Origin of the sequence: Marinobacter suaedae (assembly GCF_030519635.1) — a bacterium.
In the GTDB taxonomy this organism is placed as follows: Bacteria; Pseudomonadota; Gammaproteobacteria; order Pseudomonadales; family Oleiphilaceae; genus Marinobacter; species Marinobacter suaedae.
Map to the genome: position 1 here is coordinate 1,119,457 of NZ_JAUMIS010000002.1, position 24,992 is coordinate 1,144,448.

At 57.0% G+C, this 24,992-nt stretch carries 25 protein-coding genes; 18 read left to right on the top strand and 7 right to left on the bottom strand.

The window, feature by feature from the left end:
- Positions 1 to 424 precede the first annotated feature (424 nt).
- The 4 genes from QVZ43_RS13910 (at position 425) to QVZ43_RS13925 (ending at position 4,258) form a co-directional block, all read left to right on the top strand.
- Entirely contained in the window at positions 425 to 1,423 is a 999-nt protein-coding gene (locus QVZ43_RS13910; protein WP_302910408.1) for a cupin-like domain-containing protein, read from the top strand.
- Between the two features lie 142 nt (positions 1,424 to 1,565).
- The gene (locus QVZ43_RS13915; RefSeq protein ID WP_302910409.1) at positions 1,566 to 2,183 is read left to right on the top strand and encodes a TetR/AcrR family transcriptional regulator; all 618 of its coding nucleotides are present in this window, start codon (positions 1,566 to 1,568) and stop codon (positions 2,181 to 2,183) included.
- Positions 2,184 to 2,203: 20 nt separating this feature from the next.
- Complete coding sequence (locus QVZ43_RS13920; RefSeq protein ID WP_302910410.1) at positions 2,204 to 3,829, top strand: phytoene desaturase family protein; 1,626 nt, start codon at positions 2,204 to 2,206, stop codon at positions 3,827 to 3,829.
- Positions 3,830 to 3,910: 81 nt separating this feature from the next.
- Positions 3,911 to 4,258, top strand: coding sequence for a potassium channel family protein (locus QVZ43_RS13925; protein WP_302910411.1), 348 nt, complete (start codon positions 3,911 to 3,913; stop codon positions 4,256 to 4,258).
- Here QVZ43_RS13925 and QVZ43_RS13930 read toward each other — a convergent pair.
- Together QVZ43_RS13930 and QVZ43_RS13935 are read right to left on the bottom strand one after the other, a co-directional pair.
- On the bottom strand, positions 4,236 to 7,331 hold the full coding sequence (locus QVZ43_RS13930) for an efflux RND transporter permease subunit (RefSeq protein ID WP_302910412.1): 3,096 nt from the start codon (positions 7,329 to 7,331) through the stop codon (positions 4,236 to 4,238). The genes QVZ43_RS13925 and QVZ43_RS13930 overlap by 23 nt on opposite strands.
- Positions 7,328 to 8,506 carry an efflux RND transporter periplasmic adaptor subunit gene (locus QVZ43_RS13935; RefSeq protein ID WP_302910413.1) on the bottom strand — a complete coding sequence of 393 codons (1,179 nt, stop codon included), beginning with the start codon at positions 8,504 to 8,506 and terminating at the stop codon, positions 7,328 to 7,330. Before QVZ43_RS13935 ends, QVZ43_RS13930 begins: the two co-directional genes overlap by 4 nt.
- Before the next feature lie 226 nt (positions 8,507 to 8,732).
- Here QVZ43_RS13935 and QVZ43_RS13940 point away from each other — a divergent pair, with 226 nt between their 5' ends.
- Entirely contained in the window at positions 8,733 to 9,533 is an 801-nt protein-coding gene (locus tag QVZ43_RS13940) for a bestrophin-like domain (protein WP_302910414.1), read from the top strand.
- A 170-nt stretch (positions 9,534 to 9,703) separates the two neighbouring features.
- Positions 9,704 to 10,270 carry an outer membrane protein gene (locus QVZ43_RS13945; RefSeq protein ID WP_302910415.1) on the top strand — a complete coding sequence of 189 codons (567 nt, stop codon included), beginning with the start codon at positions 9,704 to 9,706 and terminating at the stop codon, positions 10,268 to 10,270.
- Between the two features lie 95 nt (positions 10,271 to 10,365).
- Here QVZ43_RS13945 and QVZ43_RS13950 read toward each other — a convergent pair whose 3' ends face one another.
- Together QVZ43_RS13950 and QVZ43_RS13955 are read right to left on the bottom strand one after the other, a co-directional pair.
- Positions 10,366 to 11,397: a proline racemase family protein gene (locus QVZ43_RS13950; protein ID WP_302910416.1), complete on the bottom strand. Its 1,032-nt coding sequence runs from the start codon at positions 11,395 to 11,397 to the stop codon at positions 10,366 to 10,368.
- Complete coding sequence (locus QVZ43_RS13955; protein ID WP_302910417.1) at positions 11,394 to 12,539, bottom strand: alcohol dehydrogenase catalytic domain-containing protein; 1,146 nt, start codon at positions 12,537 to 12,539, stop codon at positions 11,394 to 11,396. Before QVZ43_RS13955 ends, QVZ43_RS13950 begins: the two co-directional genes overlap by 4 nt.
- 295 nt (positions 12,540 to 12,834) lie before the next feature.
- Between QVZ43_RS13955 and QVZ43_RS13960 the strand changes: the two genes are divergently transcribed.
- Genes QVZ43_RS13960 through QVZ43_RS13970 form a run of 3 tightly spaced genes read left to right on the top strand, consistent with a single transcriptional unit; the run spans position 12,835 to position 16,549 of the window.
- Positions 12,835 to 14,691 carry a DUF3604 domain-containing protein gene (locus QVZ43_RS13960; RefSeq protein ID WP_302910418.1) on the top strand — a complete coding sequence of 619 codons (1,857 nt, stop codon included), beginning with the start codon at positions 12,835 to 12,837 and terminating at the stop codon, positions 14,689 to 14,691.
- Positions 14,692 to 14,713: 22 nt separating this feature from the next.
- On the top strand, positions 14,714 to 15,559 hold the full coding sequence (locus QVZ43_RS13965) for a peptidyl-prolyl cis-trans isomerase (RefSeq protein WP_302910419.1): 846 nt from the start codon (positions 14,714 to 14,716) through the stop codon (positions 15,557 to 15,559).
- Between the two features lie 9 nt (positions 15,560 to 15,568).
- The gene (locus QVZ43_RS13970; RefSeq protein ID WP_302910420.1) at positions 15,569 to 16,549 is read left to right on the top strand and encodes a HupE/UreJ family protein; all 981 of its coding nucleotides are present in this window, start codon (positions 15,569 to 15,571) and stop codon (positions 16,547 to 16,549) included.
- A 32-nt stretch (positions 16,550 to 16,581) separates the two neighbouring features.
- On the opposite strand, the gene QVZ43_RS13975 is transcribed toward QVZ43_RS13970, so the two are convergent.
- Entirely contained in the window at positions 16,582 to 17,064 is a 483-nt protein-coding gene (locus tag QVZ43_RS13975; RefSeq protein WP_302910421.1) for an NADAR family protein, read from the bottom strand.
- Between the two features lie 418 nt (positions 17,065 to 17,482).
- On the opposite strand from QVZ43_RS13975, the gene QVZ43_RS13980 reads away from it, so the two are divergent.
- The 6 genes from QVZ43_RS13980 to QVZ43_RS14000 all read left to right on the top strand — a co-directional run bounded on the left by QVZ43_RS13980 (position 17,483) and on the right by QVZ43_RS14000 (position 21,305).
- Positions 17,483 to 17,836, top strand: a complete 354-nt coding sequence (locus QVZ43_RS13980) for a hypothetical protein (protein WP_302910422.1) — start codon at positions 17,483 to 17,485, stop codon at positions 17,834 to 17,836.
- An 81-nt stretch (positions 17,837 to 17,917) separates the two neighbouring features.
- Positions 17,918 to 18,310, top strand: a complete 393-nt coding sequence (locus tag QVZ43_RS16505) for a DUF6559 family protein (RefSeq protein WP_420890919.1) — start codon at positions 17,918 to 17,920, stop codon at positions 18,308 to 18,310.
- Between the two features lie 122 nt (positions 18,311 to 18,432).
- On the top strand, positions 18,433 to 18,828 hold the full coding sequence (locus QVZ43_RS13985; protein ID WP_302910423.1) for a hypothetical protein: 396 nt from the start codon (positions 18,433 to 18,435) through the stop codon (positions 18,826 to 18,828).
- A gap of 86 nt (positions 18,829 to 18,914) precedes the next feature.
- A complete protein-coding gene (locus QVZ43_RS13990) occupies positions 18,915 to 19,247 on the top strand; it encodes a YnfA family protein (RefSeq protein WP_302910424.1) in 333 nt (110 codons plus the stop codon).
- Positions 19,248 to 19,451: 204 nt separating this feature from the next.
- Entirely contained in the window at positions 19,452 to 20,486 is a 1,035-nt protein-coding gene (locus tag QVZ43_RS13995; RefSeq protein WP_302910425.1) for a fatty acid desaturase family protein, read from the top strand.
- Positions 20,487 to 20,813: 327 nt separating this feature from the next.
- Positions 20,814 to 21,305 carry a pyridoxamine 5'-phosphate oxidase family protein gene (locus tag QVZ43_RS14000; protein ID WP_302910426.1) on the top strand — a complete coding sequence of 164 codons (492 nt, stop codon included), beginning with the start codon at positions 20,814 to 20,816 and terminating at the stop codon, positions 21,303 to 21,305.
- Between the two features lie 43 nt (positions 21,306 to 21,348).
- Here QVZ43_RS14000 and QVZ43_RS14005 read toward each other — a convergent pair whose 3' ends face one another.
- Positions 21,349 to 21,516: a hypothetical protein gene (locus tag QVZ43_RS14005; RefSeq protein ID WP_302910676.1), complete on the bottom strand. Its 168-nt coding sequence runs from the start codon at positions 21,514 to 21,516 to the stop codon at positions 21,349 to 21,351.
- Between QVZ43_RS14005 and QVZ43_RS14010 the strand changes: the two genes are divergently transcribed.
- The 3 genes from QVZ43_RS14010 to QVZ43_RS14020 all read left to right on the top strand — a co-directional run bounded on the left by QVZ43_RS14010 (position 21,433) and on the right by QVZ43_RS14020 (position 23,488).
- Positions 21,433 to 21,711 (top strand): NIPSNAP family protein, encoded by a 279-nt coding sequence (locus QVZ43_RS14010; protein ID WP_302910665.1) that lies wholly within the window; start codon positions 21,433 to 21,435, stop codon positions 21,709 to 21,711. The genes QVZ43_RS14005 and QVZ43_RS14010 overlap by 84 nt on opposite strands.
- A gap of 442 nt (positions 21,712 to 22,153) precedes the next feature.
- Positions 22,154 to 22,411, top strand: a complete 258-nt coding sequence (locus QVZ43_RS14015) for a YdeI/OmpD-associated family protein (protein ID WP_302910427.1) — start codon at positions 22,154 to 22,156, stop codon at positions 22,409 to 22,411.
- A 471-nt stretch (positions 22,412 to 22,882) separates the two neighbouring features.
- The gene (locus QVZ43_RS14020) at positions 22,883 to 23,488 is read left to right on the top strand and encodes a class I SAM-dependent methyltransferase (protein WP_302910428.1); all 606 of its coding nucleotides are present in this window, start codon (positions 22,883 to 22,885) and stop codon (positions 23,486 to 23,488) included.
- Positions 23,489 to 23,549: 61 nt separating this feature from the next.
- Here QVZ43_RS14020 and QVZ43_RS14025 read toward each other — a convergent pair whose 3' ends face one another.
- Positions 23,550 to 24,938, bottom strand: a complete 1,389-nt coding sequence (locus tag QVZ43_RS14025) for a hypothetical protein (protein WP_302910429.1) — start codon at positions 24,936 to 24,938, stop codon at positions 23,550 to 23,552.
- Positions 24,939 to 24,992: the final 54 nt, after the last annotated feature.

The following is a 24,992-nucleotide window of genomic DNA, read 5'->3' on the forward strand; positions in this document are numbered from 1 at the left end:
CACCGGACTCACGGCGGCTGGCGACGTGTTTCAACGGAAAAAGCAAAGCCACAGCGCTCAACCGAGAACTGGATCAGAATCTGTCGGGGGAAAATTCAACTGCCTGGGGTATCAGTACCGCGTGGTTTATCGGGGTTTAATCCGACACCGCCCCGGATGGGACGACGCTCACTACGTTCCGGTCGGAAGCCCCATCCGCTGGGGATGGCGCACCGGCCGGCCGGCGCGGATTCTAGCACACCCGATCTGCGAATCGCGAGGCTGACAGGCCCCTCCCGGCCGCCAGCAGCGGTTGCCGCTGGCATACAGATTCAGCATAAAAATCCTCTCAAAACTGAATCTCTCTCACGTTTCAAGAAGTTCCGGCTCGCCAGCCACCGACCGACGGCTAGATTTAAAGTCATCAATCAGACGCAACAACGTCATGGAAAACCAGACCAGGGATGTCTTTATGGAGGAATTTCCGCCCCAATTTGCGTCGACGCAACGTTCCCTCACATCCGCCAGCCCCGGGGTACAACTCTCCCCGGCTGCCACATCGCAACGGATTCGGGCGGGGATATTTCCGGCCGCCATTGATGCGTCGCGGCTGGATGAGGCCCCTTTCAAGGCTCGGCACGGTCTCATGGGGTGTAAGGCCCTCGAACTGGAATCGCTGACCCAAACACTACTCCGGCTTCCCGAGAACCAGGTCTACACAATCAATCGACCGCTGAATGCGGGCGATCACTTTGAAGAAAACGTCAGACGAGCGCGCGGGAGCAAGGCTCTGGCATCCACCCTGCACAACCTGATGGACTCCAACTCCCTGATCGTCGTGAACTCTCCGGAAGTGGACCCGAGCTTCCAGCCCATTTACCAGGAAATCCTGGCAAGCATTTCGGAGCTGGCTGCATTTCGTGACCCCAGACGACCGGTTCTGATGCCAACCCTGTATCTGTTCATCGCCTCCCCCAACAGCGTCACGCCATTCCATCTTGACCGGTACTCCACGTTTCTTTTCCAGTTCCGCGGCTCCAAGAAGGTCGCCGTCGCGAGCCCATGGGATTCCCAGGTCATTTCCGATCCGGATCGGGAAGCCTATGTCTCCTATGCCGATACCACCCTGCCGTGGAGTGACGAACGGGAACGGCGGATGACCCACTTCAATTTCCATCCCGGCGAGGCGCTGCACATTCCGTTCGTTTCTGGCCACTATGTAAAAAACGGGCCAGACGACATTTCCATCTCCATGTCTGTCATTTTCAACACCCAGAGAACCATGATGTGGCGGCAGGCTCTTAACTTTAATCACCGGGCGAGAAGGCTTCTCCGACCCCTGAATATCACTCCGTCCCCGGTGGGACAGAATGCCCTGAGGGACGCCGGTAAGGCCCGCCTCTGGCAGGCGTGGCTATCCGCCCGGGCCAGAGCAAACTTCTGAACCGGGTATTACCCCTGTTCTGATCTCTCCGCAGATTCCATGCTGAGCCCCCAAGAGCTTTGTGCTCAACACAAACCCATTCATTGACACACCGTCCCAACCGTGATGTTATCACCGTAAACATTGTTATCGTCGTTAACTTATGAAGACTGAATCCTCGGCCCGAGTCGCCACCTATCATCATGGGAATCTGCCCGAACAGGCGCTGGAACTGGGCCTGGCCGTTGTACGGGAGCACGGCGATGCCGCCATTGCCCTCAGAGGTCTGGCCAAGCAGCTGGGCGTCAGTGCACCGGCGCTCTATCGACATTTTTCCGACCGTGACAGCCTGCTCGCCGAACTGGCCATTTACGGTTTCCGGGCACTCCGCCAGCGCCTGCAGAGCGTAGAACAAGCAGAGCCTGGCCAGGCCCTGGTGGATATCGGACTGGTTTATGTGGCGTTTGCCCAGGACGAGCCCAACCTGTACCGGCTCATGTTCGGAGGACGGGTATTGCCCAAGGGCATTCATCCGCAGCTGGACCAGGCCGGGCGGGAAGCCTTCCAGGTTCTGGAGGAATCCGTCGCTCGGGCCCAGGCCGTCGGAACACTCAAACCCCTGCCTCTGTCGCTCGTGACGGCAGCGGCCTGGTCACTGGTTCATGGGCTTTCCCAACTGACCATCGACGGCCATTTGCCAATGGCCGAAGCCGAACCCCAGTTAGCGGAGGGCGTTCTCACCCTCCTGCTGGACGGTTCCCGAAACAGACACCAACAATAACCACGCAAGGACCTGTTGATATGAGCAGCCCCAAACCCAGCACCATCCGCGTCGGCCGACGTTACCGCGCCAACCGTCTTGAAGGCCCTTACGATGCCATCGTCATAGGCTCCGGGATCGGCGGTCTGACAGCCGCCGCCTGCCTGAGCAAAATGGGCAAGAAAGTGGTGGTGTTCGAACAGCACTACACCGCCGGCGGTTTCACCCACAGTTACGATCGCAACGGCTACGAGTGGGACGTGGGCGTTCACTACATCGGCGACATGGGTGCGGACCACACCCTCGGCAAGCGCCTGTTTGACTACATCACCGACGGGCAACTGCACTGGGCGCCCATGGACGATCACTATGACCGTATCTTCCTGGGAGACCGCCACGTGGACCTTGTCGCTGGCCCCGACAATTTCAAGGCCGAACTGAACAAAGCGTTCCCCGGCGAAGAAGCTGCCATTGATACCTATCTGGACTACCTCCGCACCGTGTCCAAAGCCATGCCTGGGCTGGTGCTGGGTAAAGTACTACCGGACATTGCCTCGGGCCCACTGCGCAAGCTGGTCAACAAAGCTGCCCCGGATTACCTGAACAAGCCCACCCGGGAGGTGCTTGAAAGCCTGACCGATAATCAGGAACTGATTGCCGTGCTCACCGGCCAATGGGGCGACAACGGCCTGCCACCGGCAGAATCGAGCTTTATCATCCACGCCCTGATCGCCCGGCATTACCTGTACGGGGGTTACTACCCCATCGGCGGCGCATCGGAAATGGCCAAGACCATCATTCCGGTGGTTCAGGAAAGCGGCGGTGAAGTCTTCACCTACGCCGATGTGAAAGAGATCCTGATCGAGAAGGACAAAGCCGTGGGTGTGCGCATGGCGGACGGCGCAGAAGTGCGGGCGCCGCTGGTGATCAGCAACGCCGGTGTGTTCAATACCTTCGGCCCGCTGCTGCCTGACTCGGCGAAAGAAAAGCCCTATTACCTGGATAAGCTGCAGACCGTCCAGCGTTCCATGGCCAGCAACTGCCTGTACATCGGCCTGAAGGACACCGCCGAAAACCTGCAACTGCCGAAGACCAACTACTGGATCTACCCAGGCGCAGATTCTGAGAAGCACCTGGCCGATTTCATGGCGGATCCGGCGAATACCGACATCCCCCTGACCTACATCTCCTTCCCGGCAGCCAAGGATCCCAGCTTCGCCGAGCGCTACCCCAACCGGGCCACCATCGAGATCGTCGCCCCCGGCCCCTACGAGTGGTATGCGGACTGGGCCGACAAGCCCTGGGGCAAGCGCGGTGAAGAGTATGAGGCAGAAAAGGAAGCCTACGCCCAGCGCCTGCTGGCCAAGCTGTACGAGAAGTTCCCGCATCTGGAAGGCAAGGTGGATTACTACGAGCTGTCCACGCCCCTGTCCACGGATTACTTCTGCCGCTACACCAAAGGGGAAATCTACGGTCTGAACCACACCCCTGACCGGTTCGAACAGGACTGGCTGAAACCGAAGACCCGCATCCCGGGGCTCTACCTGACAGGCCAGGATGTCATGACCTGTGGTGTGGTGGGTGCAATGATCGGCGGCCTGCTGACCACCATTGCCGTCAGCGGATTCAAGGGGCTGCCACTGGCCAAGAAGATGTTTGTCGGCTAATCAGACTGGCTGAAAACCGGTGGGACGGGGATGGTTTACACTGATTCAAACCTGTCGACGATCCCTGACCACCGGCTGCCTATGCAATTCACGCTCGATTTTCTGAAGGTCTTCCTGAACGGAATCTGGCTGACCCTGCCGTTACTGAGTTCGTTCACCGTGACTGTCGCGGTGCTCGGTCTTATCGTGGGCAGAATTGAGAAATGGACGCCCTTCAACGCCATATACTGGTCCTTTATCACGGCATCCACCGTAGGCTATGGCGATATCCGGCCAAGCAAAAAACGGTCGAAAGCGCTCGCCATCGCCATTGCACTGATCGGCCTGATGTTTACCGGCATCATCGTGGCAATCACTGTCGCCTCTGCCACCCATGCCTTCGAAGTGAATGTTGGTATGGAGGCACTTACCCCGTCCGACGATCCCTGACCGCCTGAATCCAGCGGTAGAACACCGGCACCAGCAACGTCCCCAGAATGGTGGCGGTTATCATGCCACTGAGCACCGTGATACCCAGGCTGATCCTGCTGGCCGCGCCCGCACCGCTGGCGAATACCAGGGGCAAAACGCCCAACACAAAGGAAAACGCCGTCATCAGGACGGCCCGGAAACGCATCACCGCCGCTTTGTGGGCAGCATCAACCGCAGCCAGGCCTGATGCCCGGAGCTGCATGGCGAACTCCACGATCAGAATCGCGGTTTTGGTGGACAGCCCGACCAGCAGCACGAGACCCACCTGCGCATAGATGTTGTTCGCCAGCCCCACCAGCCAGAGCCCGCCCATCGCGCCCAGCAACGCCAGGGGGACCGCACCAATCACGGCAAAGGGCAAGCTCCAGCTTTCGTACTGGGCTACCAGGAATAGGTAAACGAACACGATCGCCAGCAGAAAAATGGCGGTGGCAAGATTGCCAGCCTGAAGCTCCTGAAGACTCTGCCCAGCCCAACTGAACTCGTACCCCTGAGGCAAGGTTTCAGATAATTCCTCCATGGCTCCCAGGGCATCCCCACTGGCAAATCCGGCAGCGGCCTCACCGGTGATGGTCACCGACCGCTTTAGATTGAAATGCTGAATGCTGGACGGCCCCAGCACCGGCCGCAGCGTAGCCAGTGTCGTGAGAGGCACCATTTCTCCGTCCCGGTTACGGACGAAATAATGAGACAGGTCTTCGGGCCGCTGACGGAACTCACCTTCGGCCTGCAACAGCACGCGGTAGTTACGGCCAAACCGGGTGAACTCGTTGACGAACAGAGAGCCCAGCTGGGTCTGAAGCGTCGAGAAGATATCCGACAACTCGATACCCAGTACCTTGGCCTTGTTCCGATCTACCTCCAACAGGTACTGGGGAATATTGGCGCGATAGGTACTGTAGACGCGTGCGAGCTCCGGGCGCTGGTTCGCTTCGAAGATCACGCCATTCATGACCTGCGCCAGCTCCGACACGTCACGCCCCAGGTTGTCCTGAAGGCGGTAATCAAAGCCAGCGGAGGTTCCCAGGCCCGGAATGGGCGGCGGGTTGAACACCATAATCTGAGCTTCGGGAATCGACCATAACCCGCCATACAGCCGTGTCAGCACCTCGCGAAGCCCTAAGCCGGGCTCGGTTCGTTCCTCCCAATCCTTCAACATGGCGATGCCCAACCCGTTGTTCGAGGCCGCACCTCCAAGCAGGGAGAAACCAGACACAGTAATAATATCCGTGACCGCCTCATCCTCCAGAATCCGCTCGGTCACCTTGGCCAATACGGCATCGGTGCGCTCCAGAGACGACGCATCCGGCAACTGAACATCCACGAACAGGAATCCCTGATCCTCCGGCGGCACGAACGCATTGGGAACCGCCCGAAAAAGTCCGAAAATGGCAGCGAACACCAGTGCCAGTAACAGTGCGACCACCAGGCTCTTACGCAGAAGACGTCCCACCACATTGGCATAGCCGCCGGTGCTGGCATCAATGGCTTTTTCGAAGGGCCTCAACCAACCGATCGTGGTACTGCCCTTGCCGAGCAAAGAGACACACAACGCGGGGCTCAGGGTCAGCGCGTTGATGGAAGAGATGATGACGGCAACGGAAATCGTCACTGAAAACTGCTGGTACAGAGTGCCGGTAATGCCCGGCATGAAGCCCACCGGCACAAACACCGCCAGCAACACCAGTGTGGTGGCAATCACCGGCCCGGACACCTCCTCCATGGCTTTGGTCACCGCCTCCTGAATAGACAGCTGCTCCTCCTTCAGGATCCGCTCCACGTTCTCGATGACCACAATGGCATCATCCACCACGATGCCGATGGCCAGTACCAAACCAAACAGCGTGATGGTATTGATGGAATATCCCAGCAGCGCCATAACCGCGAATGTGCCGATCAGGGACACCGGAATGGCGATGGAGGGAATCAGCGTCGCCCGCCAGTTCTGCAGGAACAGAAACACCACCAGGATGACCAGCCCGATCGCCTGGTAAAGTGTGATGATCACTTCATCAATAGACCGGGTGATGAACTCGGTGGTGTCGTACAGGATCGCGTGGGAAACGCCGTCAGGGAAGCTCTCGGCCGCAGCGTCCACCACACGTTTTACCTCGGCGGCCACATCAAGCGCGTTGGCATCCGGCAACTGGTAAATAACCACAAAGGCGGTATCGCGATTGTTGAGCTTGGCGGTGGACGTGTAGGAGCGGGACCCCAGTTCAATGCGTCCAACATCTCTCAACCGCAGGAAACCACCGTCCGGTGTCGCTCGGAGAATCGTGTCGGCAAATTCCTCCGGATCGGACAGCCGCTCCCGGCTCTGGATGGTGTAAACAAACTGCTGCCCCCTGGGCACCGGCGCCTGCCCCAGCTTGCCCGCCGCCACAATCTGGTTTTGCTCCCGAATGGCGGCCGCCACCTCGGATACCGTCACGCCCAGTGACGCCATACGCCGGGGGTCCAGCCACACCCGCATACTGTAGTCCTTGGCGCCCATCACCTCGGCAGACGCTACGCCGGGCACCCGGCCAAGGGTGTCCACAAGATTGTTGGAGGCATAGTTGCTCAGGAAAATACCGTCCAGATCATCCCGCTCGGAGATGAGGTTAATGCCCATCAGCATGTTGCCGGACTGCTTGCTGACCACCACGCCCTGTCGCCGAACCTCATCGGGCAGGAAGGGCTCGGCCAGAGCCACCCGGTTCTGGACATTCACCTGAGCGATATCGGTATCGGTGCCGCTCTCAAAGGTCAGCGTTATGTTGGCCGTGCCATCACTGGAGGCCGTGGACTCGATATAAATCATGTCCTCGACACCATTGAGCTGCTGCTCAATGGGTCGGGTTACCGCTTCTTCCACCACCTCGGCACTGGCGCCGGGCAGCGTCGCCGTTACCTGAACCTGTGGTGGAGCCATGTCCGGGTACATATTGACCGGCAGTATCCGCAACGCCAGCAGGCCCGCCAGGGTGATCAGAATGGAAATAACAAAGGCGAATTTGGGGCGGTAAATGAAGACCCGACTGATCATTGAGCCGCCTCTTCCGGATCCATCAGAGCGCCGGTCTGGATATCAATCTGCTTCTGTACCGGGCTAACCTTTGTTCCGGTCCGAACCTTCTGAAGCCCTTCAACAATCACCTGATCACCAGCGTCCAGACCTGCCTCCACAGCGACCATCGCACCTTTTGGAGCACCCACCTGCACGAATCGCTGTACGACTTCCTGATCCTCATTCACCACCAGTACAAACTTGCCCTCCAGGGTTTCCTGCAAGGCCATTTGAGGGACCAGAACCTGCATATCACCAGACTGACCCTCAATCCTGAGCGTCACGTACAGCCCAGGCAGAAGCAGTGCATCCGGATTGGGAAAAACAGCCCGGATGGCTACCGTGCCCGTGTTGCCCTCGGTTCGCACATCGGCAAAATCCAGGCTTCCATCGTGCGAGTAGGTTTCGCCGTCGGGCAGGGTCAGAGCAAGGTCCAGCTGATCGGATGCCACTTGGGGGGATGTTCGATACGTTCGCCGAAATGCCACGTAATCGGCCTCATTGACCTCGAACTGCACGTAGATCGGGTCGGTAACAAGGACTTCGGCAATTGGGCCGCTGCCCGGCTTGACCACCGCCCCCACGTCGAAATTGAGCTTGCCAATCCAGCCATCGAAGGGTGCCTTTATCTCGGCGTAAGCCAGATTGGTCGACGCCTTGTCAACGGCCGCCTCGGCCGTTTTCAGTCGCCCCTCTGCGGCACTGAAACGGTCCTTCAGCCGGTCGAGATCCGCATCCGACAAAAAGCCCTTGCTGGCGACTTCCTCTCCCCGACGCAGGTTCTTGCGAGCAGACTCCATTTCAGCCCTGGCAGCGGCCAGTTCCGCCTGCGCCTGGTCAAGGTTGGCCTTTACGGTGGTGTCTTCCAGGCGCACCAGTACATCGCCCTTCTCTACTCGCGCCCCCTCCTGGAACAGTACTTCCTGAATCTCCGCCTCGATTCGCGCCGTCAGATCCGCCGTGGCCGACGCTTCTGTTCTGGCGACGAATTGCCGTCCGGGCCGAACCTCGGCTTCCTCAACCGCGATCACCGACACGGATGCAGGTTCAGCGGGCGCGGATTGTTCGGGCTCGGAACAGGCCGACAGGAATGGCATCACAATCAGACAAAAGACCGGGAGCCATCCCGGCAGTGCAGCAAGTTTAACGGGCACCCTATTCGTCCTTTTGGCGGCGTTAAGGAAGCCAACCCTCACGGCTGGGCAGGTGCTATAAGACTAGACGAGCCTACTTAACGTGCCACGAACAGGCGCATTATTGCGGAGAAATCTGGCTTCCTCGGCTGACGAAATGGCCCGGCTCGAAAAATAATCCGTAATGTCTATTTGCACTACAGAGAGTGTCTATACTTCGAGGAGTTTCCGTTCAGAGGCTGCTCAGATGCAGGTCCAGGCGCTGCTAGATTCGATCCCACTCTCGATACTTTTCCTGCTTTTTGTCTTCTCGGCAATGGTCATTTCTGAGCTTGGTTACCGTGTTGGCCACTGGTGGCAGGCGAAAACACCCGAAGAAAAGGAAGGGCCAACCAACATGATTGTTGGCTCACTTCTCGGTCTCCTGGCCTTTTTACTGGCGGTGACCATGGGCATGTCATCGGACCGGTTTGACACTCGTCGTGCTCTGACCCTGGCGGAGGCTAACAGCATCGGAACTACCTACCTGCGTGCTGGCTATCTGTCTGAACCGGCTGCCACCCAATCCCGGCTGTTGATTTCGGAATACGCTCCTTTACGGGTCATACCGGCAAACCCTGAACCCACAGAAATCCAGCAGGGAATCACCCGCTCACTGGAAATCCATACCGAGCTCTGGTCCATCGCCGAAGAACTGGCGCGGGAAACCCCCGACTCGCCATTGCTTGCCCTGTACGTTGAGTCCCTGAACGAAACCATCGATCTGCACGAAACCCGGGTCACTGCGGGCATCTATGCCCGCCTGCCCATCACGGTATTCATCCTGCTGCTGACCACCTTTGTCCTGACCCTGGGCATGGTGGGCTACAGCGCGGGTCTCACAGGCCGCCGCAGCCCACCCACGGCGGTGGTGCTGATTGTCGTGCTGGGCGGAGTCATCAGCCTTCTGGTGGATCTCGATCGCCCCGCCCAAGGGCTGGTCACCGTGAGCCAGCAACCGTTGATCGATTTGCTCGAGCAGATTAATGCCGAGACTGTCAGCGAATGACAGGTCTTCCTGGCAGAACAGAAGGAGAGAACCGGCCAAATTACGCAGCTGTAACACCCTGACAAATAACATTAATTTACCAATTAGCGCTTATCCTTTAATCCCACGACCTTTAGAATTCCGCACTTCAGTTCAGGAGTGTCTGACATTCAATAACGAAGGGTCGTACCATGAAAAAAGTTCTGATCGCATCCGCCATTGCCTCTGCACTGGCCGCAGCCCCCGTCTCCGCGCAGGAAGGGCAAAACACCGTCGATTACCTGAAGCAGGACGGGTATTTCAAAGCGTTGATTGGATTTGCCGATCTGGGACTGGACGACGCCGCCCTCGCGGTAACCGGCACCTATGGCAAGCGACTGCCCCAGGTCCACCCTAACTTCCGGTTTGAAGCAGACCTCGGCTTGAGCCTGAGCGACGCGGAAAGCTCCTACAACGATGGCTTTGGCAACAGGGTCAAAACCTCTGCCAGCTACTTCCTGCTGGGTGGCTATGGCGTTTACGAGCACCCGCTGGATAACAAGCTCTCTGTTTATGGCCGCGGCGGCCTTGTCTATGTATCGTCTGACGTCGAAGTCAAATCCGCCGGCCTGAGCAGGAGCGGATCTGACTCCTCCATTGAGTTGGGTATCGGTGCGGGTGGCAAGTACCAGTACACCCCGAAAACCGCCTTCATTGTCGACCTGTCCAAAATCGATGATTACGAGGCCTTTTCTGTTGGCGCACAGTTTGAATTTTAAGGCCTTCTCCACCACGTCATCGATTGAAAAAAGGAGCCTTTCTGGCTCCTTCTTTGTCAATCGCGCGACGCGGATAGCGTATTCAGAATGCACTATTATCCCGCCAGAACGACCATTAAATCCCCACACTCCACCATCGGATCCTCGCAGTTCACCACGATATCGGATTTTGCGATCACATAGCTTTTTCCAGTGATCGTGTTCTTCACCACCGAATAGTCACCTTGCGTCTCCACGCTGGTGAACTTTCCGACAAAGCTGGTTTTTCGAAGCGAGACGGTTTCCAGCTGGTCGCCGGGCTGAATCCGGCCTTCATAGTTCATCAAAGCAAGGCGAGCGGAGGTACCGGTGCCAGTCGTGCTGCGGCAAATGACGCCGGGGTGCACGTAGGTAGCTGACCGAGAGCGGTAATGGCCGGGGGCTGCTTGTTCCACCGGCCCCATGAAGTGAAGGAACGGGAGTGGGCCGACATCGCCGAGTGAATAGTGGGTGTAGTTGTTCTGGGCCCGAATGGCCTCAACGATGGCGTGAGCAGTTTCTGCCAGCCGCCGCTCTTCGGCGAGATTAAGCTCGAAGCCCAGCTCCTGGGCATCCACCAGCGCGTAAAAACCGCCACTGTAGGCAATGCTGTAATCAACGTCACCCAGTCCCGGGACGTGTACTTTGGCCCGGTAGGTATCGATGTAGCTGGGCAGGCCCTCACAGGTGATGCTCTCCACCACATCATCACGGACCTCGGCGTCGATCTGCACGAGTCCGGCGGGGGATTCCAGCAGGAAGGTCTGGTGGCCCTCCTGCTTGGGAACAATACCGCTTTCCAGAACCGCAGTGGCGGTGCAAAGGGTGTTGGAGCCGGAGTAAATGGGGTAGCCCATGACTTCCATGATGATGTAACCGGCTGCAGCCTTCGGGTCGGTGGGAGGAACCAGCAAATCCACGGACATCTCCGGTATGCCGTAAGGTTCCTCCAGCAATAGCCGGCGCAGCCCGTCAGCCTGATCCCGTAGGTATTCCATCTGGGCACGAACGGTATCGCCGGGTAGCGGTGCGATGCCGCCGGTCACTATCCGGCTCACATCGCCTCCGGCGTGAGTGTCCATCAACTGGATGATTGGCGCTTTGCTCATGCGACCCCCTTGATCTCATACGGCTGACCGTGCGCTTCCCACTGGGCATCGGGAACGATGACGATCTTCCCGAGGTAATTGCTGCCGCGATTCACGAAATAGTGTTCGGCGGCATGCAGATCGGACAACCGGAAAGCACCATGGAGCACGGGCCTCAGCTGACCGTTTCGGATCCAGGCCACCAGCTGGTCGGCTTCTTCCCGGGTACCGTGGGAGACCCCGAAAATCTGCACCTGGTACAAGTAAATGCGGGTCCACAGGATTTCACTGATGTTGCCGCCACTGGCGCCGGCGATACTCAGGCGTGGATAGGTGGACCGGGCGTTCATGTCGAAGATCATGGTGTCGATGAACTGGTCGGTCATCTCGCCCCCCACCAGATCCATCACCGCATCGATGGGTTTACCACCGGTCACTTCGCGCACCCGTTCCTGAAAACTGTCCATATCGGAACGGTCCAGCACCGCTTCGGCGCCCAATGCCAGCAAGGCATCGGCTTTGTCGGGCTGGCTCAGTGCATAGGGAACGGCGCCGATAATCCGGCACAGCTGGATCAGGGCGGTGCCCACGCCGCCGCTGGCTCCGGTGACCAGTACCCTCTCGCCGGCAGCGAGGTTAGCCGAGGTGACCATGTGCATGGCGGTCTGGTAGGAACACATCCCCATGGACGCCACTTCGGCATCGCTCAGCTCCGGATTGGGGATATGATGAAACTGGTCTGAAGGCAACGCCACGTACTCGGCAAAGCCACCATCGGCACCGTGGCCGTAGTAGTCCGGTGTCAGGTTGATGTCACGCCGGTCGTTGGCGTACAGGTTAAAATCCAGCAGCCCCCGCTGGCCTACCCGCGCCGGATCAACCCCCTCCCCGACCGCAACCACCCGGCCGGCAATGTCGGCGCCCTGGATTCGGGGAAAGGTCAACGTGGGCTTGCCGCCCATCATGAACGATTTCACCTCGCCTTTCTTGGTGGGGTACAAGCCCTCCCGCGCCTTGCGATCGGTGTTGTTCTTGGCTGTCGCCGTTACCTGCACCAGCACCTCACCCGGTCCTGGCCTGGGTGTGGCAACCTCCTGATACTCGAGCATGTCCACACCACCGTGGCCGGTCAGGACCATGGCTTTCATGGTATCTGGAATCATCGCTGGCTTACCTCCCTTTGGCACTTGGATCCCTGCACTCAGGATAGGTCAGATTCATCGCTTTCAAAGGCCAGGCAGGATTGCTCCGCTATATCGAACCGCCTTGGCGAAGCGGCAGTCCGCCTGCTATACCTTTTAGGATCTTTTCTCGCCTCTGATAAAACCCATGAGGCAACGAGTCCAGGCCAGGGAACGGTGCGTGAAATCAGCCCCCCCCGGGAAGCCCGGTGCATTCCGTCACGTATCAACAGTCGCCTTCAACGGCGAGACTTAACCCAGGGAAGCGGAGTCACTTATGAGCACCCATCACCCTCTCTACCTCGCCATTCTGGCCTCAGTCGTTGGGCTGACAGCCCACGCCAGCTCCCACTCAGACATGGAATCTGGCACCGATTACCCGCGCCAGGCCCTGTTCGGGGATACCCACGTTCATACCGGCTGGTCAGCCGATGCCGGCATGGATGGTGCCATCACCGCGCCGGAAGATGCCTACCGCTTTGCCCTAGGTCAGGAGGTGGAATCCAATTCCGGACTGAAGGCACAGCTGAGCAGGCCATTCGACTGGTTCATGGTGACCGACCACTCCGATGGCATGGGCACCATCAATGAAATCGTCGCCGGCAATCCGGAAATGATGGAAAACGAGATTTTGAAGCGCTTTAAAGCCGCAATCGAAGAAGGGGGCGAAGCCGCTGCGTCCGCCAAGAGCGAACTGATCCGTATGCAATCCAACGGTGAGTTGCCGGAAGAGATCATGGACCCGAAGTGGATGGAGTCGGCGTGGGAGAAGACCATCGACGCCGCCGAGAAATACAACGATCCCGGAACCTTCACCACCTTCATTGCCTACGAATGGACGGTGAATTCCGACGGTGGAGACAACCTGCATCGTAACGTGATTTTCCGGGATGGTGCCGATAAAACCAGGCAAATACTGCCACTCACCACCTTTGTGACCCAGGATTCCTACAAGCTCTGGCAGTGGATGGCGGATTACGAGAAGAAAACCGGTGGCCGGGTGCTGGCGATACCCCACAACGGCAATATGTCTAACGGCCGCATGTTTGAGCTTCAGCAGTTCGACGGCGCCCCCATGACCAAAGAATGGGCTGAAATGCGGGTTAAATACGAGCCACTGTACGAGCTCACCCAGATAAAGGGCCAGAGTGAATCCCACCCAAGCCTGTCCCCTAATGATGAGTTTGCCGACTGGGACCTGTGGGATCGGGGCAATCTGATTCTCAAGCCCAAACCTGAAGACGCCATTCAGTATGAGTACTGGCGTGAAGCGCTGAAAAACGGGCTTCGACTCAAGGAAGAGCTGGGCGTTAACCCCTTCCAGCATGGCGCGAATGCGGCAAGCGACACCCATACAGGCCTGTCCACCCCCGACGAGGACAACTTTTACGGCAAGTTCAAGACTGTGGAACCCCGCCCCGAGCGCTGGGATTTTCCGCTGCTTGAGGGTATCGAAAGCAACTACATGAGTTGGGAGCAAGCCGCATCTGGCGTGATGGGCGTCTGGGCGACGGAAAACACCCGGGAAGCCATCTGGGATGCCATGGCCCGCAAGGAAACCTTTGCCACCACCGGCCCGCGCATGGAAGTCCGCTTCTTCGGCGGGTTTGATTATTCCGAGGAAGATCTCACCGGTGATCTGGTGGCTGCCGGCTACGACAAGGGCGTGCCTATGGGCGCCAGCCTCTCTGGAAATGGCAACGACCAGGCCCCAACCTTCCTGGTTGCGGCCAGGAAAGATCCCGAAAGCGCCAACCTGGACAGGGTCCAGGTTATCAAGGGCTGGGTCGACGACAACGGCGACACCCATGAGCAGGTGTTCGATGTGGTCTGGTCCGGAGAACGCCAGATCGGCGACGACGGCAAGCTGCCTGCGGTAGGCAATACCGTTAACATGGAAACCGCCGAATACAGTAACTCCATTGGTGCCGCAGAACTGATGGGCTACTTCACCGACCCGTCGTTCGATCCGGAACAATCCGCCTTCTACTACGTACGGGTACTGGAAATTCCGACACCGCGCTGGACTCTTTACGACAAGGTCCGGTTCAACGAGACCATGCCGGATGAGGTTCCCCTGGTTCACCAGGAGCGGGCGTTCTCCTCCCCCATCTGGTACACCCCGGAAGGTTAACTGACACAAAGGATGGTGAAACATGGCCATGCCCCATCGGCTGATGACTCTGGCGAAGGAACCGCTGATCCACATCCTGCTCATTGGCGCGCTGTTGTTTGCCCTGTACAGCGCGCTCAACCCCCAGGCGATGGAGGACAACAAGCGAATTCTGATTGACCAGGGGCAAATCAACAGCCTGCAGCAGCAGTTCGCCCGGGCCTGGAACCGACAGCCCACGGAAGAGGAACTGCAGGGGCTCATCGAAAACTTCGTGATTGAAGAGATTTACTACCGGGAAGCCCTGGCGCTGGGTATCGATAAGAATGATCCCGTTATCCGGCGCCGGTTGCGCCAGAAAATGGAGATTTACACGGACAATCTCGCAAACGCGCTGGCACCCAGTGACGAACAGCTGACCCAATATCTGGAAGAACACCCCGACAAGTTCCGCACCGATGACCGGTATTCGTTTGAGCACATCTACCTGAACACGGACCAGCCGACGGCCGAACTCCGCAAACGGGTGGCCGAGGCAGAACGAGCCATCGGCTCTGGCCAACCCATTACCGGCGATCCCTCCCTGCTGCCCTCGGTGTTTGACGATGTCAGCGGCCGCATGCTGGACAAGACCTTCGGGCAGGGGTTTGCATTGCAGCTGGAAGGTCTGGACAAACATGCCTGGCAGGGGCCTATTCGCTCGAGCATGGGCATTCACTTTGTGCGGCTGACCGAACATGCACCGGGGGGCCTGCCGGAACTCGCCAGCGTCCGTGACAAGGTGGAACGGGAATGGCGCTTTGACCGGGCACAGGCGCTGGATCAGTCTTTCCGCGAGCGTCTACTGGCCAACTACGACGTCACCGTTGTGACCAAAGACGACCAATAGGCCGCTGTCATGATGCAACTCTGCCTGTTATTGCTCGTCCTGTTCACCACCTCGTTCACCCAGGCCGATGAGCTGCGCCCGGCCTACCTGCAACTGACTGAGCAGGCCGAGGGCGCCTACACCGTATTATGGAAAGTCCCGGCAAAAGGCCAGCAACGGCTGGCCCTGCAGGTTCGCTTCGAACCGGAACCGGCAGCGGTGTCACAACCCGTCGAAGGCTTTCTGAACGGGTCACACCTGCAGCAGTGGTCCATCAGGGCCGATGAGGGGCTGGCTGGCATGAACGTCGCCATTGAAGGACTGGCCCGCACCACCACCGAGGCCTTGCTTCGGGTCGAATACATCGATGGCACCAGCGTCACGCACCGGCTCACGCCGGCAGCACCGTCAATCACCCTGGCCGGCCAGCCTACCTTGCTGGAAACGGCCCGAACCTATCTGGTTCTGGGCATCGAACACATTCTGCTGGGCATCGACCACCTGCTGTTCGTGCTCGCCCTGCTGCTTCTTATCAGCAACACCCGCAAGCTGGTCCTGACGATCACCGCCTTCACCATCGCCCACAGCATCACTCTGTCGCTGGCGTCGCTGGGCGTCATTCGGATTCCGGTGCCACCGGTAGAAGCGGTGATTGCCCTGAGCATTGTGTTCGTCGCCGCGGAAATTCTCCGGGCCCAGCGAGGCGAACCGGGCATGACTCATCAGCACCCCTGGCTGGTCGCCTTCAGTTTTGGTCTGTTGCATGGGCTGGGATTTGCTGCGGCCTTGGGCGAAATCGGCCTGCCACAGAACGCGGTGGCGCTGGCACTGGTGTTTTTCAACGTGGGTGTCGAGGTGGGGAACTTGCTGTTCGTGTTCGCCTTTCTGCTGTTGGTATCGCTGGCGCGGAAAGCTTCTTTCAAGGCCGGTCCTATTCTGCAGAAGGTTCCGGCCTATGCCATTGGATCGTTGGCTTCATTCTGGCTGTTCGAACGGGTAGCGGCGTTTTAGGCGGGCACCGCTCCCCTTGCAAAACCATTCAATCAGCCGGCTTCCGCCGTCTGCTCTTCCTGTAGTTTGGCACGCACGTTCATCAGCACCTTGCCGTAGCGGTTTTCACCGCGACGATCCCGGCCGCAGCCCCAGAAATAGTCGTAGTTGCTGTTTTCCATGATGATCTGGTCACCGGTGGTGAGCAGCGCCTGGGCCAGTTCGTCGTGGGTGCGGGCACGGATGTAAACGCCCCGGGTCATCACGGTTTCACGGACTTTTTTCCAGTCTTTCCGGAAACTCTTGTGGCGCTTGCGGCCCAGTTTTCGCGCTTTTTCCGGCGAGGGGGCGTTACGCACCTCTTCCTGTTTCGCATCGTCGGTGAATTTCATTCCCTGAAAGTAATGCTCCACGGTGGGCCAGTGCTTGCCCTCCAGCTCGAAACCATACGGAGCGTGGGTGCCCAGCAGGTTATCCAGATCGGAACGGGTTACGTAGAGGTTGCTTTCACCATTGTCATCCGGGAATAAAGCCATGGTCACCTTAAAAATAGAGGGTTTATCTGGCACCAATGTACCACGAATCTGTCGATCTGAATGTTGGGTGGTTCTGGCAAATCAGAAACTGGCCAGGGCAATTTTGAGCCCTGCTGGACCCCGTAGATCAACGACACTTGTCGCAAAACTTCGTTAACCAGGCGTCGCGAGGCTTACAACCCTATGAAAGTTATGGAATAGTGCTGTGAGGTGATTGGGGATAAGCGAACCGTCAGTTTGCGTGAAAAGCGACAAACTGCGCATATCCCCATGCAACGCGTTCAAAGATTCGATCGTAGATCTCTGATTATTAACAATAAGATGGCGAATGATGCCTTTTCCCGCTGAGGGATATACGCATGTGGGATATACGTCATTTGTCGTTGAATTAGCTGTTATGCGCCTTCGGGAGTAAGCATTGAAGAAACTAGCGATCACTAAGATTTTATGCACTTCGGAGGTTTCTCAGGCTGAATTTGAGTCTGATGTTTTGGATGATCGCTACGAAGCGCTAAGGGAAGACTTGGTAGCTCTTCTCGATAAACATGGCTTTGAGTATCAATCCGCCGAAACTTCATTTCTCGGCTTTTCAAAGTATTCACTAGTTCGCTGTCAACAATGCGGTAACTACATGACCGATCGGCATGAGAATCCTGCAGGGCTTGAAGGCGTCAGTGAACACGAGGAGTTGGTCTATCAAGGTGCGACTCATGAGGGAAATCAGCTTTGCGAAATGTGCTTGCCGGAAGGGCATCGATGGGCGCTTGCATAACAAGTCGCTTAAGTTTGTTCCGGCCTGTGGCCTCCACCGGACGGCCTTGTCAGGCCGCCGCTTAGCTTGGCGTTAAATTCTATGATTGATCTCATTCGCCGATACCAACTGAGAAGAGCTTTTCGAAGTTACATCCATACTCTTGGGCCGGAACTTCGGAAGCGGTATGGTGGTTCCGACCAATATACCGTCCTCCAAATCAAGAAGACTGCGCTGCACCTTAAGCTCAATATTCAATACCTTCCATACGCGGTAGCTTTGTATCGGCATGAGCAGTCGAAAAACACAGTTGATTTGTTACGCCTGGACCAGGCCTTTTTGGATCGGTTGCGCCGAGAAGTGGCTGACGCTCTGTTTGATGGAAGTACCAACTACACAGCTAGGAACGTGCTAGCTTTAGCCAAGGCTAACGATTGGAGGGGAGGTCCGTCACCGGATTGGTGGTCCAATAATCTAGGTAAGACGAGTCTTTGAGAATTTAACAAGGTGGTCAACGGGACGCCAACTACGCGTTGCTCCGTTGGTGCCCATTAGCACGGCGCTATGCCGCAAAGCAGGGCTACAACTGCCATCAACTATAAGCACCAAAGGGAATTATGGAATTCGTCAGAAGGAACTTTAAGTGGGTAATGCTGGTCTCTGGCATCCTCACCGCTACCATGTTTTATGGCCTCGTCGCACCTCAATCCGCACTTGAATCAATGTTCGGCACATCATTTGATGGCGACCTAGAGTCCATAATTGTCCGCAGTTGGTCAGCCCTCGTTGGCCTTGTAGGTATAATTTTAATATACGGTGCTCTAGTCGAACGGCACAGAGTGTTTTCCGCTGCAATGGGTGCACTGAGTAAAGCGATATTCGTGTCACTGGTCATGATCTATGGCCAGGAATTTTTGGGCCAAGCAGCACCGGCAATCATTATGGATGTAGTGGTTGTCCTGGCCACACTAATTTTCTTTGCAGCGGTCAGGGTTCAGCGTTCGGCGGCATAACCAGGCGGTCGACTGGACGCCAAAAGCGTGGCGCTTCGGCGCCGGTTACCGTGGCGTCATGTGTCATTACCAAGAGGTCAATTTCTTTGCCTGAACTGAAAACAGTCGGTCTTTTTCTCGTCACCGCATTGGCAGAGATTGTTGGTTGTTACTTGCCTTACCTCTGGCTTCGAGAGGGCAAAACCATCTGGCTTCTGGTGCCTGGTGCGCTGAGTCTTGCAGCATTTGCGTGGTTACTGTCGCTACATCCCACGGCTGCTGGCAGGGTCTATGCTGCGTATGGTGGTGTGTATATTTTTATGGCTATTGTGTGGCTTTGGGCGGTCGATGGTATTCGGCCAACCGCTTGGGATTTGGTTGGCTCAGCCGTTGCCCTGTTAGGTATGGCAATCATCATGTTTGCGCCGCGCACCACATAACCAACTGGTGTGGCCCGTTCCGGGCGTCTGCTTTACGACCCAGGGTTCTACCCAGTTACCAGAAAAGCCTCGACGAGGGGCCGCTACCTTCTCCGCCAAGCACTGGAGCTTGCCCTCTCGAATGACTCATTGATACGTCAGGAGCAGGGGGAACTGGAAATTCCATGCCTCAAGATTTAATTTTAAGGCTGGGAGGGGCGCACTATGCGTCAGAACAATATCCAGAAAATGAACAGCGGTTTGCCCGAACACAGTGCTGATATCCGGGTAGGCCGAGAGCTGCTTCAAGCCACCAAACCCTACGTTGAAGAGTCTTATGCTCAAAGTTGGTGGCAGGTCGGCCCGACTTTCGGGTTAATGATCGCAGCCCTGATCGCCGCCGGAACGCTTCCGTGGTGGCAGCTTCGGCTTGTGTGTTCCCTGCTGGGCGCACTTTTGATGGTACGGGCCTTTATCACCTTCCACGATTACCTTCACGGGGCCATTCTCAAAGACTCACGCGCTGCTTACTGGCTTTTTCATACCTATGGCGCTTTTGTCCTAACGCCAACCCGCTCCTGGAGAGCAAGCCACAACTATCATCATGGCCATGTGGGGCAGATCTCAGACGCCAGTGTGGGGGCGTTTCCGCTTTTGACCACCCGGATCTGGCGGGCTTCAACACGGTGGCAGCGCTTCGCCTATCGCGTTCAGCGTCACCCTTTGGTGGTGCTGCTGAGTTATCCGATCGTTTTCGGCCTCAACATCACGCTCATACCGTTGATTCGGTCCCCGGCCCAACATCTTGACTCCCTTATTGCGCTGATCGCTCACTTCGGGCTGATAGGACTGCTTTGGTGGCTGGGCGGCTTCAGCCTGGCATTTTTTGTCGTCCTGCTGCCTATGTTTGTTGCCTCCGCGTTGGGGTGCTACCTGTTTTTTGCCCAGCACAGTTTCCGGCGTATGCAGATTGCGTCGCCAGAAGCCTGGACCTATTACCGGGGAGCCCTGGAGTCTTCAAGTTTCATGCGGATGAATCGGGTCATGCAGTGGTTTAGCGGGAACATTGGCTTTCATCATATCCATCATCTCAACGTCCGAATTCCTTTTTATCGCCTTCCCGAGGTGATGGCGGCGATTCCGGAGCTACAATCGCCGTTGACCACCACCCTCGCGCCGAGGGATATAGCAGACTGCTTTCGTTATGCCCTTTGGGACGAAGACAAGCAGCGCATGGTTTCCTATCAGGAGGCTCGCTAACAGCAGCTACCTAATCGGTGAGCGCTGAAACCCGCTGCGTGGACTCCATCGCGAAATTGCCGGGTCAGGCATCGGATATACACCCTGCACTTCTCCGCGGCTTTCTCACCGTTCTGCACAGACGTTATCAGCCAATCTGAATATCCGCTTTACGACCGTCTGGCATGATCACCTGGCGATCGGACGCCTAATCCCTTTCTCTCACCACAGCAACACCGCGGATCAATCCTGTGAACCAGGTTTAGCCGTAAGGCGGCTCTTTCGGTTTAATGCAAACTCAAGTTAGTAAGCTGTAAAAACGTGCCACCCAACCTGAGGGAATAGGATATGGATATAGGGAAAAACTGGTCTGAAATCCTGGAAGTTCTTGCCAATGCCAAGCGGTCTAACCGCTTTTTCTCCATCGCAACGGTCGATTGTGATGGGAACCCTCACGTCACGCCCATAGGCCATGTGTTCTTCCGAGATGATATGACGGGCTATTACTTCGATGCGTACTCGCAAGCCATGCCGAAAAACTTTGAGCACAATAAGCGAGTCTGCCTCATGGGTGTAAACAGCAGCACCAAATTTTGGTTAAAGTCCCTTTTTAAAGGGCAGTTTAAATCGGCGCCGGCTGTGCGTTTGTTTGGAGAAGTGAGTGAGCCCCGGAAAGCCACCCAGGAAGAAATTGAAAAGCTCCAAAACGCTATCCGGATCACCAGCAAATTGAAGGGGCACAAATTACTCTGGAGTGATTTGACTCGGGTGCGTGATATTAAGTTCGATGCCTTTTCTCCTGCAACCTATCCTGCAATGTGCGATGGGCTCTGGAAGTGAGCCAATGCGAGAATGATTTTAACCAAACGGGTTACCGTGACAATTACTGCATAGCGGCCGCGCCGAGCGGCGTAAAAAACAAGGCTGAAAGGGAGTTCAAGTGGTTACCTGTTATCTCAGATACACGATAGATCCCTACAAGGTCGACGAGTTCGAGTGCTACGCCAAAATGTGGATACCTCTGGTCCATAAATTTGGCGGCCAGCATCATGGGTATTTCCTGCCGTCCGAAGGCGCAAATAACATTGCTATCGCCTTATTCAGTTTCGACTCGCTTGCCTCCTACGAGCGGTATCGAGTGGCCTCTTTCGACGATGCGGATTGCCAGGCGGCATTTCACTATGCAGAGCAGACTCGATGCGTAGTCAGTAGCGAGCGTAGCTTTATGAGGCCGGTTTTTGAGTGATTCCTAAACTAGCGCATGCGCTGAAGGTGGTAACCAACGTTTCGAAACAGGGAATGGTTGTTAATGATTAGGGATATTGTGTTCCCCGCGGACAGCAATGAATTAAGAGCACTGATGTTTGAACATGCAGAGTGACTCGATATTGATCTGTCGTATCAAAATTTTGAAGGGGAAATCGAGCCATATTTTTTCAATCCCACTCCCGGGACGAAGTTCTATGAATTTGATCTCCAGAGGTATGCTCTTGAGAAAAATGCTTAAAACGATCTTATGAAGTGCATCGTTTTCAGGCTCAACTTTACGGCGTATCGACCCTCAATTCTGTATGTCCGCTTGGCGACCAGGGACTCCCAAAATTCCTAATGACGACTGCAAGTCACGGTTGTCCAGGGTCTGCCGACCCACATTTACCACCGTTATTCGAATTGAACGAGGCCTCCTCATGGCAAAAGACGTCTCTAAGCTGGAGCGCGATCGGCATCCCATGCCTTCCTTTGTGAAGGCGGCGTTAGAAGAGCAGTCGCTGATGCAGGATTATCTTAATCGGCCCGCTTATCAGCAGAATGACTACATAGGCTGGATTAACCTAGCAAAGCGCGATGCGACAAAAGAGAAGAGGTTAAATCAGATGCTGGCAGAGCTTAAACAAGGTGGTGTCTATATGAACATGCCTCACCCTGCATCGGCCAAAAAGCAGTGACCGGCAACCACCAGAAATCATACTGCACAGCACCCTGAATTGTTTTGTATGTCTCCTGATTAATCGTTCTCCCTTCCCACGGGCGTAGCACTTCCACAGGATCGGATAACAAACAGTGGCCAGGCATGCAGGTACCGGCACAGCCATCAGGGCGATACAAAAACCAAACAACACACCCCAGGTGCTCGCTGTCTGCGGTAAACCAGCCCGGTTAATCCAGGGGAAAGCGGTGTGTCTCTGGTCTCGCCTGCATTTGCCGGGAATTGAAAAAATGGGTCGGTGACGGTCAAAAGAGGGAACTTTCAGTTCGAATATTTCTCCCTTGGAATAAGGGCTCTGAAGAATACAGGGGCGAAATCGTGTATTTGGATTACGACCAGATTCTATCAATCTATAACGTGCGTCAGAGCCAACAAAGCCGCCCTATGCAGCAGTCAGCTAGATGCGACGGCAAATAGCCGAATAGCAGCTATGAACTGGAAATTTTCGTACACCGTCGGTTTTCACCCTTGGGAGGATACCGACCAGGAGTTTTTCCAATCCCTGTCATCGCTCCTAGAACAGGAGGAGCAGGGTCGGAATTCACCCTACGGGCGCGCTCTGGATATTGGCACGGGCAGCGCAATCTGGGCCATCGAACTGGCCAAAAGGGGCTGGGATGTCACCGGCGTAGATTTCGTGGAGAAAGCCCTGGAGCGCGGACAAGAGCGAGTTCGCGCAGCCGGTGTGGAGGTGACGCTCGTGCAGGGGGACGTTACCCGGCTTTCCGAGGATCAAGTGGGTTCAGGTTTTCGGCTCATCCTGGACACCGGCACCTTCCATGACTTCGACACCCGGCAGCAGCGAGCCATGGCTCGTAGCGTGGACGCGTTGGCCACCCAGGATGCCACAGTGATCCTGCTTTGCTGGCCGCGGCGCATTCGCCCGTTGATCCGGGGCGTTAGCAGAGATGAAATAGAAACAGCCTTTGCAGGGTGGCAAATTGCCGATGTAAAACCATCTTTCTTCAAGCTGCCCCCACCCCTGGAATGGCTGCTGCGCCCGGACGAGCACTGGTATCGCCTGCGCCGGGCCTGACCGTGACGCGCCATCTAACCCGTGCGGATGTTGAACATCTCCCGCGAAAACACTCATCCGGTCACTCTGTGATGGGCTGTGAGAGGATCCACAAGCTCAGCACGGTTAGGCAAACCATGGCAATGGTCATCGGGATCTGCGAAATCGCTGCGCGCCGGGCGTCTTCGAACAGCTGGAGCGCGCGCCTATGCGCGACCAGCACGGAAAGCGCGTGCCCGACAATCAATGCCGTAAAAGCTATCCACCAGATGTGCCTTGTCCCGATGACACTGATGTCGATAGACCAGTTCCGGGTACCAAAGACGTCCCATCCCAGGCCAAAAGGATCGGACGCGGCGGGAAAGATCAGCTGGCCTGCGAGCAGAAGGTAAGAGACATAGTGAGAGAGATGGTAGGCCACCGCAATCGGCAGGAGCGTACCGACGAAGCTGTGCGCAAGCTGACTGATCGTGAACGTGCCGCCGGCCAATGCCCTCATCAGAATCATCAACAGCCAGTAGGCACCGTAGAAGCCGGCAATGGTCACCAGGAGGCCGATGGTGCGAATTACCTGGATCAAATCCGCCCCTTGATCGCGCAGCCAGAGCAGCGGCACTCGCAAGGACGGTGAGGTGCTCACGAACTCCAGCACCGCGGCCCAAACCGGGGTCTCGGACACACCGTCGAAGAGCACAATGCCAATGAGCCCGATAACCAGAGCCACCTCGCCGCGTAGGGGCTCTGACTCAGTCAACAGACCTTCGCCCGGCAGCCGCAAGCGCAAGGTGGGGCCGCTGCGTATCGAGAGCGGCGCGACCCGGCCGAGCACCGCAAAAATGCGGCTAATGGGGTCCGCCACACCGAACCACTGTTGCCCGAAGGCGAGCCCGCCTGAGAGAGCGACCAGGAGGTAGGCAGTCACCAGCAGGCCAACCATTCGCGGATCTTCCGACCAGTCCGATGCCAACTCAATCGAGGCGATCACCAGCAGACCTGCCGGAGCCAGCAGGCCAGCTCCCGACGGCAGTTTGGCCGCACCACCCCGCCACGGCCGGCCGGTCGCCCACGCTGTAAAAGCCGCCAGTCTGCGGAACGGGTCAATCTGCGGCCACAGGGAAATCACCAGGCCCGAGAACAACAGGAATCCTACCCACCAGATCACCCAGACCCAGACCGTCGTGAAATTGTGCATGGCCTCTTGCGGTCCGAAGAACGCAGAACCGAGCAGGACGCCCAGCACAATCAGGCCGACAGTTCCCAGCAACGTAGAAAGCGCGTGGCCAGCTTTGGCGGGCACCGGGATGTCCAGATGCAGAGGACGCGTCCGCCCGGTACGGAGGAAAAGCAGAGCAGCAAGAAACGAAGCCGCCACCGCCAACCCCGCTGCGACAAGATACAGGCCAAGCGGCAACGGCAGGTCGTAGCGGGCACCGAAAGCATGGGCCTGGGCCTGCGACGCGCCCAGGCTCATCGTTATCGCCGGTGCGACCTGCCAGTACCCCACGGAGGCCGAACCTCAAGGTAG

Coding starts and splice junctions, on each gene's coding strand:
- QVZ43_RS13910 (WP_302910408.1), top strand. CDS start 425: ATGGAAAACCAGACCAGGGATGTCTTTATGGAGGAATTTCCGCCCCAA.
- QVZ43_RS13915 (WP_302910409.1), top strand. CDS start 1,566: ATGAAGACTGAATCCTCGGCCCGAGTCGCCACCTATCATCATGGGAAT.
- QVZ43_RS13920 (WP_302910410.1), top strand. CDS start 2,204: ATGAGCAGCCCCAAACCCAGCACCATCCGCGTCGGCCGACGTTACCGC.
- QVZ43_RS13925 (WP_302910411.1), top strand. CDS start 3,911: ATGCAATTCACGCTCGATTTTCTGAAGGTCTTCCTGAACGGAATCTGG.
- QVZ43_RS13930 (WP_302910412.1), bottom strand. CDS start 7,331: ATGATCAGTCGGGTCTTCATTTACCGCCCCAAATTCGCCTTTGTTATT.
- QVZ43_RS13940 (WP_302910414.1), top strand. CDS start 8,733: ATGCAGGTCCAGGCGCTGCTAGATTCGATCCCACTCTCGATACTTTTC.
- QVZ43_RS13945 (WP_302910415.1), top strand. CDS start 9,704: ATGAAAAAAGTTCTGATCGCATCCGCCATTGCCTCTGCACTGGCCGCA.
- QVZ43_RS13950 (WP_302910416.1), bottom strand. CDS start 11,397: ATGAGCAAAGCGCCAATCATCCAGTTGATGGACACTCACGCCGGAGGC.
- QVZ43_RS13955 (WP_302910417.1), bottom strand. CDS start 12,539: ATGATTCCAGATACCATGAAAGCCATGGTCCTGACCGGCCACGGTGGT.
- QVZ43_RS13960 (WP_302910418.1), top strand. CDS start 12,835: ATGAGCACCCATCACCCTCTCTACCTCGCCATTCTGGCCTCAGTCGTT.
- QVZ43_RS13965 (WP_302910419.1), top strand. CDS start 14,714: ATGGCCATGCCCCATCGGCTGATGACTCTGGCGAAGGAACCGCTGATC.
- QVZ43_RS13970 (WP_302910420.1), top strand. CDS start 15,569: ATGATGCAACTCTGCCTGTTATTGCTCGTCCTGTTCACCACCTCGTTC.
- QVZ43_RS13975 (WP_302910421.1), bottom strand. CDS start 17,064: ATGGCTTTATTCCCGGATGACAATGGTGAAAGCAACCTCTACGTAACC.
- QVZ43_RS16505 (WP_420890919.1), top strand. CDS start 17,918: ATGATTGATCTCATTCGCCGATACCAACTGAGAAGAGCTTTTCGAAGT.
- QVZ43_RS13985 (WP_302910423.1), top strand. CDS start 18,433: ATGGAATTCGTCAGAAGGAACTTTAAGTGGGTAATGCTGGTCTCTGGC.
- QVZ43_RS13995 (WP_302910425.1), top strand. CDS start 19,452: ATGCGTCAGAACAATATCCAGAAAATGAACAGCGGTTTGCCCGAACAC.
- QVZ43_RS14000 (WP_302910426.1), top strand. CDS start 20,814: ATGGATATAGGGAAAAACTGGTCTGAAATCCTGGAAGTTCTTGCCAAT.
- QVZ43_RS14005 (WP_302910676.1), bottom strand. CDS start 21,516: ATGATGCTGGCCGCCAAATTTATGGACCAGAGGTATCCACATTTTGGC.
- QVZ43_RS14015 (WP_302910427.1), top strand. CDS start 22,154: ATGGCAAAAGACGTCTCTAAGCTGGAGCGCGATCGGCATCCCATGCCT.
- QVZ43_RS14020 (WP_302910428.1), top strand. CDS start 22,883: ATGAACTGGAAATTTTCGTACACCGTCGGTTTTCACCCTTGGGAGGAT.
- QVZ43_RS14025 (WP_302910429.1), bottom strand. CDS start 24,938: ATGAGCCTGGGCGCGTCGCAGGCCCAGGCCCATGCTTTCGGTGCCCGC.